Origin of the sequence: Pseudomonas sp. C9-3 (assembly GCF_032392015.1) — a bacterium.
Lineage (GTDB): Bacteria > Pseudomonadota > Gammaproteobacteria > Pseudomonadales > Pseudomonadaceae > Pseudomonas > Pseudomonas nitroreducens.
Map to the genome: position 1 here is coordinate 4755253 of NZ_CP135919.1, position 12203 is coordinate 4767455.

General features: G+C 57.3%; 14 protein-coding genes and 1 pseudogene. 1 reads left to right on the forward strand and 14 read right to left on the reverse strand.

Annotated elements, in window-relative coordinates; translation table 11 throughout:
• Positions 1 to 90: 90 nt before the first annotated feature.
• The 7 genes and pseudogenes from RS899_RS21840 to RS899_RS21870 form a co-directional block, all read right to left on the reverse strand.
• Positions 91 to 330: a major capsid protein gene (locus RS899_RS21840; protein ID WP_315808067.1), complete on the reverse strand. Its 240-nt coding sequence runs from the start codon at positions 328 to 330 to the stop codon at positions 91 to 93.
• A 13-nt stretch (positions 331 to 343) separates the two neighbouring features.
• Positions 344 to 595, reverse strand: coding sequence for a hypothetical protein (locus tag RS899_RS21845; protein ID WP_151188024.1), 252 nt, complete (start codon positions 593 to 595; stop codon positions 344 to 346).
• A 1-nt stretch (position 596) separates the two neighbouring features.
• On the reverse strand, positions 597 to 818 hold the full coding sequence (locus RS899_RS21850) for a hypothetical protein (protein WP_151188330.1): 222 nt from the start codon (positions 816 to 818) through the stop codon (positions 597 to 599).
• Between the two features lie 16 nt (positions 819 to 834).
• The gene (locus RS899_RS21855; RefSeq protein WP_315808068.1) at positions 835 to 1251 is read right to left on the reverse strand and encodes a DNA-binding protein; all 417 of its coding nucleotides are present in this window, start codon (positions 1249 to 1251) and stop codon (positions 835 to 837) included.
• A gap of 574 nt (positions 1252 to 1825) precedes the next feature.
• Positions 1826 to 2170: a lysogeny maintenance protein PflM gene (gene pflM / locus RS899_RS21860; protein ID WP_315808069.1), complete on the reverse strand. Its 345-nt coding sequence runs from the start codon at positions 2168 to 2170 to the stop codon at positions 1826 to 1828.
• A 70-nt stretch (positions 2171 to 2240) separates the two neighbouring features.
• Positions 2241 to 2324: pseudogene (locus RS899_RS21865) on the reverse strand (hypothetical protein); the annotation flags it as partial.
• Complete coding sequence (locus RS899_RS21870) at positions 2317 to 2589, reverse strand: hypothetical protein (protein ID WP_045217776.1); 273 nt, start codon at positions 2587 to 2589, stop codon at positions 2317 to 2319. The gene RS899_RS21870 and the pseudogene RS899_RS21865, both read right to left, overlap by 8 nt.
• Positions 2590 to 2698: 109 nt before the next feature.
• Here RS899_RS21870 and RS899_RS21875 point away from each other — a divergent pair, with 109 nt between their 5' ends.
• Positions 2699 to 2965 carry a DNA-binding protein gene (locus RS899_RS21875; RefSeq protein ID WP_315808070.1) on the forward strand — a complete coding sequence of 89 codons (267 nt, stop codon included), beginning with the start codon at positions 2699 to 2701 and terminating at the stop codon, positions 2963 to 2965.
• A gap of 208 nt (positions 2966 to 3173) precedes the next feature.
• Here the strand turns inward: RS899_RS21875 and RS899_RS21880 are convergent, their stop codons facing one another.
• The 7 genes from RS899_RS21880 to RS899_RS21910 all read right to left on the reverse strand — a co-directional run bounded on the left by RS899_RS21880 (position 3174) and on the right by RS899_RS21910 (position 11948).
• Positions 3174 to 5627 (reverse strand): DEAD/DEAH box helicase, encoded by a 2454-nt coding sequence (locus RS899_RS21880; protein WP_315808071.1) that lies wholly within the window; start codon positions 5625 to 5627, stop codon positions 3174 to 3176.
• Positions 5628 to 5644: 17 nt separating this feature from the next.
• Positions 5645 to 6442, reverse strand: a complete 798-nt coding sequence (locus RS899_RS21885) for a hypothetical protein (protein WP_315808072.1) — start codon at positions 6440 to 6442, stop codon at positions 5645 to 5647.
• A 414-nt stretch (positions 6443 to 6856) separates the two neighbouring features.
• Positions 6857 to 7549, reverse strand: a complete 693-nt coding sequence (locus tag RS899_RS21890; RefSeq protein ID WP_315808073.1) for an SOS response-associated peptidase — start codon at positions 7547 to 7549, stop codon at positions 6857 to 6859.
• Between the two features lie 85 nt (positions 7550 to 7634).
• The gene (locus tag RS899_RS21895) at positions 7635 to 8636 is read right to left on the reverse strand and encodes an isocitrate/isopropylmalate dehydrogenase family protein (protein WP_315808074.1); all 1002 of its coding nucleotides are present in this window, start codon (positions 8634 to 8636) and stop codon (positions 7635 to 7637) included.
• The gene (gene can, locus RS899_RS21900) at positions 8633 to 9277 is read right to left on the reverse strand and encodes a carbonate dehydratase (RefSeq protein WP_315808075.1); all 645 of its coding nucleotides are present in this window, start codon (positions 9275 to 9277) and stop codon (positions 8633 to 8635) included. The genes RS899_RS21895 and can overlap by 4 nt, the downstream gene beginning before the upstream one ends.
• A 63-nt stretch (positions 9278 to 9340) precedes the next feature.
• Positions 9341 to 10585, reverse strand: coding sequence for a C69 family dipeptidase (locus RS899_RS21905; protein ID WP_315808076.1), 1245 nt, complete (start codon positions 10583 to 10585; stop codon positions 9341 to 9343).
• Positions 10560 to 11948, reverse strand: a complete 1389-nt coding sequence (locus RS899_RS21910) for a flavin monoamine oxidase family protein (RefSeq protein WP_315808077.1) — start codon at positions 11946 to 11948, stop codon at positions 10560 to 10562. The genes RS899_RS21905 and RS899_RS21910 overlap by 26 nt, the downstream gene beginning before the upstream one ends.
• Positions 11949 to 12203: the final 255 nt, after the last annotated feature.

Here is a 12203-nt window from a genome sequence, read left to right on the forward strand (position 1 = left end):
GTCGTCAGCGAGTCAGAAGAATTCGCCGCATCGGTACCCGGTGATGAAGGCGCCGGCGAAGAACGCCCCCAACCACACCGACCAGAGCACTTACGCCTTGCGCAACATGCTGTAGATCAGGCCGGCGACGGCCAGGATGACCAGGGCACCGACGATGTAGCCGCCGATGTTGGACATGTCGCCCTTGCCGTCAGTGATGGCCTGCTCGACCGAGCTGGTGTCGATGACGCTGGCGGCGAAGGCCGGGACCGACGTCACGGCGGTGACGGTGCCGGCGATGCACAGGTTGCGGAGCGCGGTTACCGGGTTGAGTTTTTGCAGTGCTTTCATGGGTGTTTCCTCTCTACTTGGCTTTACGAAGAAGTGACGCGACCCAGCCAGTCAAAAGCCCCGTCACGAATGCCCCGAGAACGCCCGCAGCGCCGATGCTGAAGGCCTCCAGGGAGAACCCGCCGTTGACCAGGATTTCAATTGCTCCAGCGGCCTCGGGCGGAATCAGATAGGCCTGTTGCCACTCGATCTGCTGGCAGCGCATCAGGCCGTCCGCTGTGGACGCCCAGCTGGTGCAGACCTGAATGGCAACAACGCCTGACATGTCAGCGAGCCTCCTTGCGTGGGCGGTCGCACCAGCTCCAGAAGGAGCGCAGGACGAACCACCACAGGGCGAAGAAGGCGAACGCAGCCGCGACCACAGCGATCACGGAATCCAGCGGGTAGGGTTCGAGGAACTCGCGCACCGCACGCACGGCAGGCGATACGGCGCAGAGGATTGCCACGTACAGAACCCAGCCGAAGGCGAAGCGGAGCGGCGCTTTCATCTACCTACCCCCGCCGTCACGACTTGCTGCTGTCGGTAGGCTTCTCAGCGGCGGGCTGAGTCGGGCGCTGGGCTTGCGGCTGAGCAGCGGGGCGGGCAGCCGGAGTCGGCGCGCTGGCTTCCTTACCCACTGCCAGGAGTTCGGTCAGCACCTGGGTATTGGTGGTGCGACCGAAACGGTCCTGGGTGGGGCGGACCACGCTGGCGAACTTGCAGAGCACCGGAGCGCCTTCGAAGACGATGGAGTCGAGCAGGGTTGGCTCAACGTTGTATTCGCTGATCTCGAAACCCTTGGCGTTACCGCGAGCGGTTTCCGGGATCGGGGAAATGGCCTGGACGCTGGCGAAGATCTCGCCGGACTTGGTGGAGGTGTAGGTGTCGGTCTTGGTGACCCAGAGTTCGACTACGCCGCCAGTGGTTGCAAACATGTTCATCTGAAGCTCCTTTTGCCTTTTTCGGGCATGAGTTGGCCCGCTGCTGCAATTCGGCTCATTTGCCGTTAATTCAGCGGGGTTGTTTTCTTTAGGATTTAAGAGCCAAATTTCTTTGGCTAAATTGCCTTGCAACAGCTCTATATCAACACAAAAAAGCCGGTTAAAACCGTTTGTGCGAATTTATCAAGTGAGTCCTTCTAGCAAGTAATACTCTGCAATAGTGAGCAATTAGAAGTTCTCTAAAGTGCAGATTACTCATGTTCGAATAACACCAAGGGCTCTGCCCTTGTCATCCCGCTCTTGCCGCCGAGGGCTCAGGAGCGCGGGGCGGTGGTGCTGCCCCTCACTCCCGAGCGGAGGCTATTCAGGGAGGGGGACGGTCAAGGGTGCGCTTCGCCCGGCGCTCCGTTTGTCCGAACGGGAAAGCGCGTTCGGACAAGCCGGTGCGGCGGCCCTGGACCTGATTGGCCCAGGTGGGGATGGTGTGGCGAGCGTGGTAGCGGCCGACCACAGCGCCAACTGCCAGCAGCACGAGCCAGAAGATCAGGTGCGGGATCGGGTTAGAGACCATGGCTCAGCCCTCCAGCTCGAACGGTTCGCGCACGGGGACGAAGGGCGTCGGTCTGCCGCTGTCGTAGATAACGTGCCAGTACTTCGGCGGATGGCGCGCGGGTTGGTGCTTCACGCAGGTAAATCCCGGCTCCACACGATAGGTACTGGAGACCAGCCTCCAGACACCGGATACCAGACTCATGGTCCCAACGACCGTGAATACCCGCGTAGGGCGGCACTGGCTGCAACGAGTGAATCGGCTGGAGCCGTCCAGATCCGGTTGAGCCCGAAGGATACGATCCGCTTCGCATACAGAGCAGGTACAGGACTCGGGATGAGGTTGATGCAGGTACTTGCTCAGAAGCATCGGCGGGCACCTCCCCTTCGAAGCTCTGTTGAAGGCGGAAGACCAGTTCGGCGTTCAGGGAGCGCAGGGAAGCTTCAGCGGCTTGCTCAACCTGGGAGCGCAGGGCTGGGGGCATGCGCAGCTTGAACTGGGAGAAGGACCGGACGTCATTCATCGTCGTAATCCCCTTGGCAGAAGATCGACTTTCCCCGGTCCAGGTCGCGGCGGATTTTGTGGAGGTTGATGACGCGACGGCGGCCGATCTTGGCAGTTGGCACGGTCTTGGTTTCGACCCAGCCACGCACCACGTCTTCCGTGATGTCCTCCAGGCCCAGCATCTGAGCGAATACCGCCTGGGAGCAGAACGGAGCGGTACGGAAGTCCGTGACCTTTTCCATAGCGCCTGTGACGGTGAACCCCACTATTCCAGACTCTTCCATGGTTTTGCCCTATAATAAAAATCACACTTACTGAGTAATATCTACTAAGTAAGACAACCATACATCTAGATTGCTACTAAGTACAATCTACTAAGTAGAATATTTGGGCATGATAAAAGACCGCCTTATAACCTTGTTCAACAAGGAGCGGACAAGCGTCTGGTTCGAGAAAGAAACCGGTATTGATCGTTACCGGTGGGGAAACGTGCGCAACGGAAAGGCACGTATCACCGATGCGGAAATCGAGGCCGTGATAGCCCTTTTTCCCCATTACGCCCTTTGGCTGGTGACTGGAGAGGTCGCGCCTGAAAGCGGCCAAACCAGCCCTGAATACGATGAGGCCCACCGAAACTTGGTCGGACAAGACGCGGGATAGAGATTACTCAAAAGGTCGCTAGCCGTTGGTTCGCCCGAGGGAAATCCGCCAGGAGGGAGTGAGGCCGAGACAGCAGGTCGCTCGTGCATCACATTGAATGGGTACGGATATGACGGACGTTTAAGGCACTACGCGCTATTTTCAGTAATTTCTTATTTTTGCTGGGTTACGTAAGAACGTAGCCAAGTTGAATCTCTACGCCTACCCATTAAACAAACTTCAAGTTCATCTGCGCTTCAAAAAGCATCAGATCACTTTCATCGTTCAGTCTCATCTCTCCTACCAAGGCAGGGTTAATATCAACCTCACCATCATCAGTCATCCTAACCTGCTGAGGGTATTTGCTCAAAATTAGATCAGACAGGCCCCGACTGAATCCATCTCTAATCATTTTAATCTTAACGTCATCAGTAGTCCCGTATTTTATCTTCTTATAAAAATCCACATCAACACAGCCAACCCCATTCATAACCTCAACGAATCTAAATATATTATAATCAAAGAAATCATCTTCCTCCTTTACTCGAACTATAGCTAAATTAATTTTCTCCTTACGAGTCTTCTCAGACATATCAACCCAATGCTCACTGAAGCTATCCTCAAATTTCCTATCCCCCCACTTTCCGACAAATACCAAATTCGAAGAACCTTGAGGAACTCGCTCATCCCAGTACTTTATAAACTGAGATATAATTTGCTTCATGGTATATTTCTTGATTTTCCAATCAAGCATCATCGCATAGAATCTACGAGCTGCAGCCTCTTCCAGACGAGAAAGGGCACTGTAGCCGCGGGATTCGTCAAAGAAATCAATAAAACATTGTTTGACTGCAAGCATTAGGCTATCAGGGTCTGTGACGACCCCATTGGAATCAACGAAATCCGTTAGCTCCTGTTCGATAAGCTCCTCAACTTCGAAAACATCGATCTCGCCAATACCATTCGCAAGAATAAGCCTACCAACTTCTGTCTTAACATATTTACATTCAAAATCATCTACAACACCAGGCTGCAGATTCTCCAAACGCTCTATTACGTCCTCATATCTATCCAGGTTAACGCCATCAACAATCTCAGTCGCCTCTAGCATTACGTTACTAAGGTCATCCTTATCTCCCTTTGAGACATTGACGACACGTTCGTAATACCCCATCAAGTCAGCTTTCTGTGTTGTAAACCCATCCACCCCTACCAAATAAACATTTGACTCTAAGCGTTTCAGAGATTCGCCCCCCTTTTTTGAAAACACCTCACTAAACCTATTGACTCGGCCAACTAGATTTTTGAACTGAGACGATGTCAAATTGCTCCCTCCCTTTCTATTGTCGATCAGGAAGAGCCTTTCAATGGGAAGATTCACGCCTTCCAGCAGGGTGGCACTGCAAACCAAATACTTAAGCTCTTTCGACTTAGAAAAGGTGCTCTCCAGATAGAGACGAACGGTATCTGCAATAGAGCCGTGATGATACATAACCCCCCGTCGCAGGCAATCAATAATCAAGTACTGGCTATCGAAGTTTTCAGCAAGCTCATCACATGCCTTGCTAATTATGGGACATTTTACCAACGGCAACCGTTGAGCTAATGTCCAAGCAAATACTTCAATATTTTTTGGCTTATTTCCGTAAACAATGTTTTTGGACAAAGACTCGCCCAACACAAGATCAAAGCAATCCTTGTAAGACATCTCTACATTTACCCAGTCATTCACAAAATGATCATAAAGCCTAAGAATCCCATCTCCCTTTGACAGCCTATAATCACACATGTGAAACAACTCTGACTTCACATACTCATCAATTCGGAAGCCAGACATTCCAATCTTCAAGTAACGAACTCTAAGGTTCAGCTCCTCACAAATAAAAGGAGTAAGAAACTTAAATGACGCCGACCTATTTCGCGCCCCAACCATACATATAACAGATGCCAGCAGCTCGTTACGATAATCGCCACTTAATAAATTATGGGCCTCATCGACAAAAACCATATCAAAAGACAGGGAAACGTGTTCGCTCAGTAGCCTCGTCAATCGCTCCTGGGTTAAAACAAATACCCTATTTGATTTCCCCTCAGAATACATTTCCGGGTGTGTAATTATCTTCCCAACACCATCTATATCTGCGTCAACCAAGCGCTTCTTGGTTTGAGCCAGCAGTGCTTTGGACGGCACAACCACGCAAATTCGACTCTTAGGATTGCCCCTAACAGACGATATAATAAGTTCAGACTTACCATAAGAAGTTGGCGCAACCACCACCACAGACTCGGAATATTGATCCTGAATGAAGTCTTGCAGCAAGTCTTGCTGCTCGGTCATCACAAGACCATCACGTCGAAACGTATCAACATAACTATCGGCATAATTCAAAATAAACGAATCGACGAACTCCTCTCCATCGCCAAATCGATCCGCATTAATAACTGCGGAAACAGGCATTAACCCACTATTAATGGCAATATCATAGAGAGCATCATAGCGTCCTGTTCTATTCCCATAGAGCAATGCAATTCGGTAGCCTAACCGCCTCAACTCAACCGCTGATTGATTTAGCAACAAAACAGCAACTGCTAAAAGCTTTACCAGTTGGGAATCAGAAAGTTGGCTACCTTTGATAAAATCTAAATATAGGGACTTGAAGGAAGTATTTAGCAGACGTCTCATTGTCAGCTCTTTCATAGTCACGCCCCTGCCTCAACTTTCAAGAAAGCCTCGACCTTACTCAGCGTTCCTTTATGCAATGAAAGAGCAAAGAAGGACTTAAATAGCGATTCATCATTAAGACTATCTACAAAATCTACCAGAGCTGCCTCTGCCACTTTGTTAGAAACGTCACTAAACAGAGCCGAAACCAAAAAGGCATTATTATCTTGACTAACCGCTTTCCCGCCAACTACTAAATCACCTTCTGACTCCAATATATCTATCACAACATCTTTGTAATCAGACTTAGAGTCAATTGCAATTCGAGCCGCATGAATTGCGTTTTGCCAGTGATTAAGCTGCTGCTCAGCCAATCTTTTCTTTAAATCATTCTGAGCAGTCGTAAGCAAATCGCACGCAGTACCAGTTTGGTCCTTTCCTGCATGCAGCTCACCGGATTTAACCTCTGTAATCCAGATTGCCTGCCCTGCATTTTCATATAGTAATAAGTCAAAACCCTTCTTGATATTTCTTTCTTCTAAATTGAAAAACGGCGAAACAACCTCGAAGCGAGGAAACAATTCAAGGATTATGACATGAGAAAGCAGCTCACCAAGCATACCCTTCTTAGTTAAGGGTGCTTTGCTACTGTATCTATCCCAAAATGCGCGGATGGTAGCCGCATATTTATACATATCTCGGTCACGGCTAGCTTGACTAAATCCGTGGCATATCCTCGACAAATTCTTCCTTAATGAGCCCTTTAGCTCATCAGAAAAATCCTCCACACAGCAGAGCGCAAATTGATCGAATTCCTTGAAAGAGACTCCATCCACAACCTTTACCTTCCATGTATTGGGAGACTTCCTAAGACTCAGTCAGGTCAGAACTGTATTTCCATACAGCACCTAGCGTCAGAGGGAGTGTTTCGGTAGCGCTCAACAGACACAGCCTGCAGCTCTTGGCACATTGCCACTAACGGAAAGCTAGCGCGAGAAGCTAGTACCCGTAAAGAGTCTAGGGTGACTACATAAGGCGAATTGTCAGAAATAGCCTGTTTCGGTGAGGTTCTTTCACCTTTGAAAGGCCTGATTTAGAAGACTTTGAGGGTACGCGGGCTGCCTCTCATGCGATTCATAATGCTGATGTCCCAGGTTCAAGTCCCGGTGTAGCCACCATCTCTTAAAAGGGGTTTAGCGAAAGCTAAACTCCTTTTTCTTTGTCTGCGAAAAGTCATTCCTTCCCCCCGGCTACTCAGCCTCGGCCAGCAAGCCATCTTCATCATTCCGGATGTCATTTACCCGCAACGAAACCCGGTGTCCCGCAAAGTCCTCCCGCGCGTGTTGAATCAGGTCGTCCACCGCCTCGTTACGGGTGGCAGTAGACAGCCATTCCTCGAAGCTTTCCGGCGCCAGCACCACCGGCATACGGTGATGGATGTTTTCGATGCTCGGCGCAGCGGATCTGGTGAGTAGGGCGCAGGAGAGAACCGGCTCGCCGTCGGGGTTCATCCACTGGGACCAGAGGCCTGCGATTGCGATGATGGGATCGGTGGGGCTGTAGATGAAGTACGGCTGGTGGACTTTCCGGCCCGCCGGGTTGCGCAGGTTTTCCTTCTCGTTCCACTCATACCAGCCCAGCGCGGGCATCAGGCAGCGAGTGCTGCGCAGGGCTTGTCGCCATAAGGGTTTGCCGGCGGCTTCTTCGCTGCGGGCATTGAAAGAGAAGCGCGGCGGCGCGGGGTCTTTCCACCAGGAGGGGATCAAACTCCAGCGGGCAGGCAGCAGTTCGAGCTGGCCACTTTCGTCGTGGCGCAGGATGGGCACGGTCATAGTTGGGGCGACGTTGTAGCAGGCCTCCAACCAGCGCGGCGGTGTGCGCGCACCGATGTGCCAATAGCGTTCGATGGCAGCCTCTTCGGGACTGACGTAGCGTCCGCACATGCCGCGCACCTCAGGAGAGTGGTGCTTTCAGCGTAGTTTGGGCTGAAAGTCAGCGAAGGTCACGGCGACCGGCAAGATCGCTCAATCAGCCCAACCGCTCCAACACCCCCCGCCCGATCACTCGCGTCGTCTCGCCCCCGAAATCCACACTCCCCTCCTCCCGCAGGAATGCATCCACCGCCCCATCGATGCAATCCGCCAATTCCGGTAACTGCCAGTGATGCCGCAGCAACATGCCGGCACTGAGAATGGCCGCGAGCGGGTTGGCGCGGCCAGTGCCGGCGATGTCCGGGGCGCTGCCGTGGACGGGTTCGGCGAGGGCAATGCCGGCGCCTAGGTTGAGCGAAGGTGCAAGGCCCAGGCCGCCGCCCCAGTGGCTGGCGAGGTCGGAGAGGATGTCGCCGAAGAGGTTGGTGGTGACGATCAGGTCGAAAGACTCCGGGCGCTCGACCAGTTGCAGGGCGGCCACATCGACCAGGCGTTCGTCGAGCACGTCGCTCCAGCCGTCTTCGGCCAAGCGGTCGCGGCAGGTGTCGCGGAACAGGCCGCAGGTGAGCGGCAGGACGTTGGCTTTGTGCACGAGGGTGATGCGCCGTGCGTTGCGCAGGCGAGCAAGCTCGGCGGCGCCAGCGGCGAGGCGTGCGCAGGCGGTGCGGCTGATGACCCGTTCGGCGATGGCGACGCCTTCCGCCTCCCAGTGCTCACGGCCGCTGTAGAGGCCTTCGCTGTTCTCCCGCAGGATCAGCAAGTCGATGCCTGCGCGCGGCGAGACGAATGGGCGCGAGCGTACGGGGCGCAGGTTGAGGTTCAGCGCCAGCGCTTGGCGCAGGCTGAGGATGGCGCTGCGGTAGCCTTCGACCTTGTGGCTGGGCGAGGAAACGGCGCCGAACAATCCGGCGCCGCAGGCGCGCAGGCGGTCATAGGTAGTGTCGGGCACCGAGGTGCGGTGGCGCTGGAAGCAGTCCCAGCCGGCTTCGGCTGCTTCTACCTGCAGGTCAGGCAGCAGGCGTCGCAGGACTTCCACGGCGGCGGGCACGACCTCGCGGCCAATGCCGTCACCGGGAATGACACACAGGCGTCGGCTCAAGACTGGCCGAGCGGGCGCAGGCGGTATTGCGGCGGCAGTTGGTCGAGGCCGCTGACGGTGACGTTGAGGTCCTTCCAGATACCGTCCTTGATCCCGTAGATGCAGCCGTGCACGGAGAGCTTCTGACCACGGTGCCAGGCGTTCTGGACGATGCTGGTGTGGCTGACGTTGGCCACCTGCTGGATGACGTTGAGCTCGCAGAGACGGTCGACGCGCTCTTCTTCCTTCTCGAACTGGCCGAGGTGGTCGCGGTATTCGTAGGCAAGGTCGCGGATGGTCCGCAGCCAGCCGTCGATCAGGCCGAACTGGGTATGCTGCAGCGCGGCGCGCACGCCGCCGCAACCATAGTGACCGGTGACTAGGATGTGCTTGACCTTGAGCACGTCGACGGCGAACTGGATGACCGACAGGCAGTTGAGGTCGGTGTGCAGCACGACGTTGGCGACGTTTCGATGGACGAACAGGTCGCCCGGCAGCAGGCCGACGATCTGGTTCGACGGCACGCGTGCATCGGAGCAGCCGATCCACAGGTATTCGGGAGTCTGCTGGCGGGCCAGTTTGGCGAAGAACTCGGGGTCCTCCTCCTTGATGGCTTCGGCCCAGCGGGCGTTGTTGTCGAACAGTTCCTGCAGATCGCTCATGTCCGGCTCCTCATCATTGGCTGGCGGCACCTTACGCAGCGCGGGCGTGACTGACAAGCGGCATCAGTGCACGGCGTTGAGCCGCCACCAGCGCGGTGGACGCGGTGCCTGCTGCAGCGCCAATTGGTGCCAGGCGTCATGCCAGGCCTGGCCTTCGGCAGCGAGGCGCGGCCATTCCAGCGTGCGCCGATCCAGGGCGCTGAGCAACTCGGTTTCCAGCCAGCCGTGGCCGGCGCGCAATGCATCGGCGAAACCGGGATCGGCGAGGGCGCGCTGGTGCACGGTCTCGAAGCGCCACCAGAGCGAGTCCTCCACGGCGTCGGTTTCGCGGCTGAGCAGCCCTTCGCCGGCGCGCTCGTCGAAACCCAGCGGCTGGAACATGGACAGGCAGGGTGCAGAAGTACCAGTGGCGGCCAGGCGCGGAGATTCACCGTCGAGCCGGGCGATGAGGCTGGCGGTGGTCTGCGAGGGGCGCCAGAAGCTGCCGGCATGCAGGCAGATCTGCCGATTGTCGTGCAGGTTGAAGCGGTGCCCGCGGTGACCGTGGCTGCGCAGGGCAACGACCAGCGCCAGCCAGTCGACCTGTGCCGGGCAGTGGGCGAGGAAGTCTTCGTTGAGCTGGCGGCGCTGGTGGGCGCCGGCGACCCAGGGCAGCACGCGGCCATCGAATGCGCGGGCGAAGTGGAAATCGCCACGGCCGTTCCAGCAGCCGAAGCGGCGCGCCTGGGTTTCCAGGTCGGGGCTGGCGAGGTCGTAGTCATGGCCCAGGGTCAGGGCGTTGGAGATGGCCCAGCGCTCGACCTTCTTCGCCGCCCACAGACGCCCGGCGGTTTCCAGCACCCAGGCTTCGTCGCGGTCGGCGATCAGGTAGCTGTTGTCGTAGCGCATGCGTTTGTTGCGATAGCCGGCGGGGCCACCCTGCCCATGGCGTTCCAGCAGTCCGGTGATGACCGACAGCGCCTCGCGGGCGCTGCTGCCGCGCTCCAGCCCCAGGCGAAGCAGGTCCATGCCGAGCAGGGCTTCGCCGTCGCGCTGGGTCAGTCTGGTGAACACGGCTTCGTTGCCGATGGCCACGCCCTTGTCGTTGACACCCATCTCGGCGCCCCAAAGCCAGGCCGGCTGGCTGAGGATGACGCCATGGCGATGGGAAGCCTGGGGGATCTCCAGATAGGTGGTGCGCACCTTGGCCGTGCTGTCGCCGCTCACAGCGGGCAGGCGGATCAGGCGTTGCGTTTCGGCAGGCTCGCGGTCGCTGTTCTTGGCGAACCAGGTGGCCCCGCCGCTACGCAATACCAAGGTGTCGCACATAGTCTTCCTCCCCGTGATCTTCCCGCGCGCCCAGCACTTCCCGCGCCGCACGCTCCCCGGCCTCCACGGCCCCGTCGAAATAGCCCATCCAGCGCGTCGCCGTTTCTGTGCCGGCGAAGTGCAAACGCCCGTAGGGTTCGCGCAGGCGCGCCGCGCCGCTGCTCCACAGTCCCGGCGGGAACAGGGCGGCATAGCAGCCCCGGGCGAAGGGTTCCTCGGCCCAGGATTTGTCTACGTAGTCCATCGGCTGGAGCGCCTTCTCACCGAAGTAGCGGGCGAAGCACTCCAGCACCTGGCCGCGGCGCTCGTCGGCGAGGCGGGCGTTCCACTGGCGCGCTTCGTCGCCTTCGATAAAGCCCAGCAGCACGCCGCGCCCGGAGTCGGGGACGCTGTTGTCGAAGGTCAGGCGGACCGGGCCGATCTCGCTGGTGGCCTGGCCGGAGAGGCCTTTGTCACGCCAGAACGGGGTGTCATAGAGCGCCATGCACTTGATCACCGAGCCCTGCGGCAGGCGTTGCAGCAGCTGGTCGCGCCAACTGGGCAGCAGCGGCTCCTGGGTAATCCGCAGCAGCTGGGTGGGTGGCACGGCAAAGATGACACGGGCGGCCTGGTGCGTACCGCGGTCGGTGATCAGCTCGACGCTGCTGCCGTTCTGCCGCACGGTGCGCACCGGCTCGCCGGTGATGACGTCTGCGACACGCTCGGCGAGTGCTTCGCTGATGCGCTGGGAGCCGCCGAGGATGCGGTCCTGCTGGGCGCCGCCCTCAACGCCCAGCAGGGTGTCGAGGTTGGTGCCGCTGTGGATGTAGAACAACACATGGAGGAAAGAGAGGTCATGGGGGCTGGCGGCAAGCACGGCGCCGCTCATCAGCTCGAACACCTTGCGCCCGGTGGCAGTGCGCACGTTGCGCCGCAGCCATTCGGCGAAGGTGAGGCTGTCCCAGAGCTCGGCCTTGGGGTGCAGGCTGGGGTCGCTCAGGGGAATTTCCCGCGCCATGCGGTCCAGGCGTACATGAGCCTGAAGGACATCGAGCAGAACGTGGGGAGGAAGTTTCGGAATAGCGCCGCGATAGGGCCTCAGGCGATTCCCGAAGAGGGTGAGGTTGTCGCCCTGGTTCCACTGCGGATAGGTCGACAGGCCGAGTTCGGCCAGCAGGGAAAGGATGCGTTCCTGGGTCGGGCCGACCCACTGGCCACCCACCTCGACCACCTCGCCGCTGGCGAAGCGATGGTTGAGGGTGCGCCCACCGACGCGCTTGTTGGCTTCGATCACTTTGACCCGTTGCCCGGCTTGCGCCAGGCGCCAGGCCGCGGTCAGCCCCGAAATACCGGCGCCCACCACGATCACATCGCTGCGATTCATGTCTGCGACCTTATGTTCTTGTTGTTATTGGGCTTAAGCGTAAGCCAGGAATCGTCCTCGGAGAAACCCGATTCGTGGGAAATTTCCAGGCTTTGCGGGGGTTGAAATGTCGAGGGCTCTAGCCTGGGCTATCCCGGAATGGAAGTGATCTGGTCAGGTCGGAACGAACAGTGCGGCGGGGAGATGATCGCGGACAGAGTCCGCTCCCACGCAGTCCTGGATTCCAGCGTGCGGGGTAGCGGGGAGTCTGGGGAA

Bases quoted from the DNA above. Each gene is read 5' to 3' on its own strand.
- pflM (WP_315808069.1), bottom strand. From the start codon at position 2,170: ATGCTTCTGAGCAAGTACCTGCATCAACCTCATCCCGAGTCCTGTACC.
- RS899_RS21880 (WP_315808071.1), bottom strand. From the start codon at position 5,627: ATGAGACGTCTGCTAAATACTTCCTTCAAGTCCCTATATTTAGATTTT.
- RS899_RS21850 (WP_151188330.1), bottom strand. From the start codon at position 818: ATGAAAGCGCCGCTCCGCTTCGCCTTCGGCTGGGTTCTGTACGTGGCA.
- RS899_RS21910 (WP_315808077.1), bottom strand. From the start codon at position 11,948: ATGAATCGCAGCGATGTGATCGTGGTGGGCGCCGGTATTTCGGGGCTG.
- RS899_RS21855 (WP_315808068.1), bottom strand. From the start codon at position 1,251: ATGAACATGTTTGCAACCACTGGCGGCGTAGTCGAACTCTGGGTCACC.
- RS899_RS21840 (WP_315808067.1), bottom strand. From the start codon at position 330: ATGAAAGCACTGCAAAAACTCAACCCGGTAACCGCGCTCCGCAACCTG.
- RS899_RS21875 (WP_315808070.1), top strand. From the start codon at position 2,699: ATGATAAAAGACCGCCTTATAACCTTGTTCAACAAGGAGCGGACAAGC.
- can (WP_315808075.1), bottom strand. From the start codon at position 9,277: ATGAGCGATCTGCAGGAACTGTTCGACAACAACGCCCGCTGGGCCGAA.
- RS899_RS21890 (WP_315808073.1), bottom strand. From the start codon at position 7,549: ATGTGCGGACGCTACGTCAGTCCCGAAGAGGCTGCCATCGAACGCTAT.
- RS899_RS21845 (WP_151188024.1), bottom strand. From the start codon at position 595: ATGTCAGGCGTTGTTGCCATTCAGGTCTGCACCAGCTGGGCGTCCACA.
- RS899_RS21905 (WP_315808076.1), bottom strand. From the start codon at position 10,585: ATGTGCGACACCTTGGTATTGCGTAGCGGCGGGGCCACCTGGTTCGCC.
- RS899_RS21870 (WP_045217776.1), bottom strand. From the start codon at position 2,589: ATGGAAGAGTCTGGAATAGTGGGGTTCACCGTCACAGGCGCTATGGAA.